Origin of the sequence: Edwardsiella sp. A.80236, from assembly GCF_044540725.1 — a bacterium.
Taxonomy (GTDB): Bacteria; Pseudomonadota; Gammaproteobacteria; order Enterobacterales; family Enterobacteriaceae; genus Edwardsiella; species Edwardsiella tarda.
In genome coordinates, this window is the sequence record NZ_JBIUCY010000041.1 from 1 (window position 1) to 4452 (window position 4452).

Annotated in this window: 6 protein-coding genes; 1 reads left to right on the forward strand and 5 read right to left on the reverse strand. The window is 58.5% G+C overall.

Translation table 11 applies throughout. From position 1 onward, the window contains the following. Positions 1–269 (reverse strand): MFS transporter (locus ACEQFP_RS17185; protein ID WP_162001018.1); only part of this gene is annotated, 269 nt, incomplete at its 3' end. A 105-nt stretch (positions 270–374) separates the two neighbouring features. Here ACEQFP_RS17185 and tetR(A) point away from each other — a divergent pair. Then, positions 375–1025, forward strand: coding sequence for a tetracycline resistance transcriptional repressor TetR(A) (gene tetR(A), locus ACEQFP_RS17190; protein ID WP_001493764.1), 651 nt, complete (start codon positions 375–377; stop codon positions 1023–1025). Between the two features lie 41 nt (positions 1026–1066). Here the strand turns inward: tetR(A) and ACEQFP_RS17195 are convergent, their stop codons facing one another. From ACEQFP_RS17195 to sul2, 4 genes are all read right to left on the reverse strand, one after another. Beyond that, positions 1067–1309 carry a transposase gene (locus ACEQFP_RS17195; protein WP_000844627.1) on the reverse strand — a complete coding sequence of 81 codons (243 nt, stop codon included), beginning with the start codon at positions 1307–1309 and terminating at the stop codon, positions 1067–1069. Between the two features lie 386 nt (positions 1310–1695). Beyond that, entirely contained in the window at positions 1696–2532 is an 837-nt protein-coding gene (locus ACEQFP_RS17200) for an aminoglycoside O-phosphotransferase APH(6)-Id (RefSeq protein WP_000480972.1), read from the reverse strand. Further along, positions 2532–3335, reverse strand: coding sequence for an aminoglycoside O-phosphotransferase APH(3'')-Ib (gene aph(3'')-Ib / locus ACEQFP_RS17205; RefSeq protein ID WP_001082320.1), 804 nt, complete (start codon positions 3333–3335; stop codon positions 2532–2534). The genes ACEQFP_RS17200 and aph(3'')-Ib overlap by 1 nt, the downstream gene beginning before the upstream one ends. A 60-nt stretch (positions 3336–3395) precedes the next feature. Beyond that, positions 3396–4211, reverse strand: coding sequence for a sulfonamide-resistant dihydropteroate synthase Sul2 (gene sul2 / locus ACEQFP_RS17210; protein ID WP_001043260.1), 816 nt, complete (start codon positions 4209–4211; stop codon positions 3396–3398). Positions 4212–4452 lie beyond the last annotated feature (241 nt).

A 4452-nucleotide genomic window follows, 5' to 3' on the forward strand; every position in this document is an offset into this window, starting at 1 on the left:
ATGATGGCGTAGTCGACAGCAGCGCCGGCCAGCGAGACGAGCAAGACCGGCCGCCGCCCGAAACGATCCGACAGCGCACCCAGCACAGGTGCGCAGGCAAATTGCATCAACGCATACAGCGCCAGCAGAATGCCATAGTGGGCGGTGACGTCGTTCGAGTGAACCAGATCGCGCAGGAGGCCCGGCAGCACCGGCATAATCAGGCCGATGCCGACAGCGTCGAGCGCGACAGTGCTTAGAATTACGATCAGGGGTCTGTTGGGTTTCACGTCTGGCCTCCGGACCAGCCTCCGCTGGTCCGATTGAACGCGCGGATTCTTTATCACTGATAAGTTGGTGGACATATTATGTTTATCAGTGATAAAGTGTCAAGCATGACAAAGTTGCAGCCGAATACAGTGATCCGTGCCGCCCTGGACCTGTTGAACGAGGTCGGCGTAGACGGTCTGACGACACGCAAACTGGCGGAACGGTTGGGGGTTCAGCAGCCGGCGCTTTACTGGCACTTCAGGAACAAGCGGGCGCTGCTCGACGCACTGGCCGAAGCCATGCTGGCGGAGAATCATACGCATTCGGTGCCGAGAGCCGACGACGACTGGCGCTCATTTCTGATCGGGAATGCCCGCAGCTTCAGGCAGGCGCTGCTCGCCTACCGCGATGGCGCGCGCATCCATGCCGGCACGCGACCGGGCGCACCGCAGATGGAAACGGCCGACGCGCAGCTTCGCTTCCTCTGCGAGGCGGGTTTTTCGGCCGGGGACGCCGTCAATGCGCTGATGACAATCAGCTACTTCACTGTTGGGGCCGTGCTTGAGGAGCAGGCCGGCGACAGCGATGCCGGCGAGCGCGGCGGCACCGTTGAACAGGCTCCGCTCTCGCCGCTGTTGCGGGCCGCGATAGACGCCTTCGACGAAGCCGATCCGGACGCAGCGTTCGAGCAGGGACTCGCGGTGATTGTCGATGGATTGGCGAAAAGGAGGCTCGTTGTCAGGAACGTTGAAGGACCGAGAAAGGGTGACGATTGATCAGGACCGCTCAGGACCGCTGCCGGAGCGCAACCCACTCACTACAGCAGAGCCATGTAGACAACATCCCCTCCCCCTTTCCACCGCGTCAGACGCCCGTAGCAGCCCGCTACGGGCTTTTTCATGCCCTGCCCTAGCGTCCAAGCCTCACGGCCGCGCTCGGCCTCTCTGGCGGCCTTCTGGCGCTCCTGCTGCGGCGTCCGCTCGTGGGCCGTGGCGCGGGTCCGCGCGCCGGCCTCGTGCGCCTGGCGCTCGCGGGCGAGGTCCAGGGCGGCCGTCTTCACGTTCTGCCTTGCGCAGATGAGATAGATCTAGCGTGGACTCAAGGCTCTCGCGAATGGCTCGCGTTAGAAACTTTCATTGACACTTGAGGGGCACCGCAGGGAAATTCTCGTCCTTGCGAGAACCGGCTATGTCGTGCTGCGCATCGAGCCTGCGCCCTTGGCTTGTCTCGCCCCTCTCCGCGTCGCTACGGGGCTTCCAGCGCCTTTCCGACGCTCACCGGGCTGGTTGCCCTCGCCGCTGGGCTGGCGGCCGTCTATGGCCCTGCAAACGCGCCAGAAAGGGGTCGTTTGCGGGAAGGGGCGGAATCCTACGCTAAGGCTTTGGCCAGCGATATTCTCCGGTGAGATTGATGTGTTCCCAGGGGATAGGAGAAGTCGCTTGATATCTAGTATGACGTCTGTCGCACCTGCTTGATCGCGGCCGCGATAGCTAGATCGCGTTGCTCCTCTTCTCCATCCGCGTTCCAAGCTGCGGAAAGGCACCCATAAGCGTACGCCTGGTCGAGCAGGCGACGCGGATCGACGTCCAGCGCACGAGAGAATGCGTCCGCCATCTGTGCAATGCGTCTAGGATCGAGACAAAGGTCGTCTCTGTCAGCCGGATCGTAGAACATATTGGCGGCGCCAAAGCCCACTTCACCGACCAGACCGACGGGATCTATCACCAGCCAGCCGCGACTGGAGAACATGATGTTTTCATGATGCAGATCGCCATGTAGCCCACGCAGTTCCGAGGCATTGCTCATCATTTGATCGGCTATAATCGCCGCGTGGACGTAGTCAGTTTGACAACCTGCGTTTTGATCATCGCGCGCCCGCTGAAACAAAGCTGCAAAGCGATCCCGGATCGGGAGAAGGGCAGAAGGCAGGGGTTCCTCAGATGCGGCATACAGCTTCGCCATTAGTTCCGCTGCAATTTCGGTCGCCTGGTAGTCGCCGTGCTCGGCAACGATGTGAGAGAGCATTCGCTCCCCGGCATATTCGAGCAACATCAGATTGTTCTCACGACCGAGCAACCGGACTGCTCCCCTCCCATTGCGCCATACCAGATAGTCGGCCCCGCGCAGTTCATCAGCAATGTCTTTTATAGGTTTCAATCCCTTGACGATTGCAGGAGTCCCGTCTGGCAATGAAACTTTCCAAACGAGGCTGGAAAAGGTGTCCGCAATGAGAACAGGTTGCGAAACGTGCCAATGAGCAGGAAAAACAGGCGGCATGAACATCAACCCCAAGTCAGAGGGTCCAATCGCAGATAGAAGGCAAGGCGTTCGCGGTCGGGGGCTTCGATCCCCAATACATTGAATAGGACAGCGAAGGCGCGCTCTGCTTCATCTGGCGCTGCCCAGTTCTCTTCGGCGTTAGCAATCATGAGTGCCAAATCGGCATAGCGATCTGCTGTTCCGAGCCGCCCAAGGTCGATCAGACCCGTGCATTGAAGAGTTTTAGGGTCCACCATGAAGTTCGGCATGCAGGGATCACCATGGCAAACAACCATATCGGTGCGCTCTTGGTCGAGCCGCACCGGTAGCTCTCGTTCGACACGAGCCAAAAGATCGAGCTGCGGCGTACTCTTGTCCTCGTCCGGTAAGAAGTCGGGATTGACGGCATTGCGGGACACCACATCAACGGCGCGTCCGAACATTCGCGACAGCCTGCGCTCAAACGGACATTGATCAACCGATAGGCTGTGAACAGCGCCAAGTTGCTGCCCCATTGACGGCCACGCTTTGAGCAAATCCGCTCCAGACAGATCAGCCGCCGGTACTCCCGGAATTGCCGTTATCACCAAGCATGCACCCTCCTGTTCCTCCTGCCAGTTGATGACCTCGGGGCAAGCCACACCTCGACCTTTGAGCCAAATGAGGCGGTCACGCTCTCCAGCGAGCTCACCGCGGCGGGAAGCAGGTGCGATTTTCGCGAAGGCATGCCCGTCACCACGTCGAAAAACAAAATCACCAGATTCTCCGCCTCTGACAGGCAACCAGTCAGAATGCGATTTACCAAAAAAAATATTAGTTCGATTCAATGGAGGTTCCTTCAGTTTTCTGATGAAGCGCGAATATAGAGAAATATCCCGAATGTGCAGTTAACGAATTCTTGCGGTTTCTTTCAGCGCCGCCAATACCGCCAGCCCGTCGCGCAAGGGGCGCGGCTCGTGTGTGCGGATGAAGTCAGCTCCACCTGCGGCGGCGGCAAGCTCTGCAGCGAGTGTCGCGGCCCCGACATCCCCCGGACCACGGCCTGTGAGCGCGCGCAGAAAGGATTTGCGCGAAACAGACAGAAGCACCGGCAAATCGAAGCGCAGCCGCAATTCATCGAACCGCGCCAGCACCGAGAGCGAGGTTTCGGGAGCAGCCCCCAGAAAAAACCCCATGCCGGGATCAAGGACAAGGCGGTTGCGTTTGATACCGGCACCCGTCAGCGCCGCGATGCGCGCGTCAAAGAACGCCGCAATGTGATCCATGATGTCGCCAGCGGGTGCCTCGCGCCGATCTGCCTGCCCGTCTTGCACCGAATGCATAACGACGAGTTTGGCAGATGATTTCGCCAATTGCGGATAGAACGCAGCGTCTGGAAAACCGCGAATATCATTGAGATAGGCCACACCACGCGACAAGGCATAGGCTTGCGTCGCGGGTTGATAACTGTCGAGCGAGACGGGAATGCCATCTGCCTTGAGCGCGTCCAGCACCGGCGCGATACGCGCGATTTCTGTGTCGGACGAAACAGGCGCGGCGTCGGGATTGCTGGATGCCGGACCGAGGTCGATCACATCTGCCCCCTCGGCCATCAGCTTACGCGCCTGCGCAATGGCTGCGTCTGGCGCCAGATACCGGCCTCCATCGGAGAAACTGTCCGAGGTTATGTTGACGATGCCGAAAATGATGAGCGATTTATTCATGGGGGCTTCTATAATAATAATAATCGAGCATGAGTATCATACGGATGCTCGGGTCGAAAGGGAATCCCCAGGCGAGTAACCTGTTTGCGGTGATCCGTTTCATGATGATGTATCTGTAGCATTTTGGAAATAAATATATCATCTCTCAATAAGTAGATATATTTATGGCACTGTTGCAAAGTTAGCGATGAGGCAGCCTTTTGTCTTATTCAAAGGCCTTACATTTCAAAAACTCTGCTTA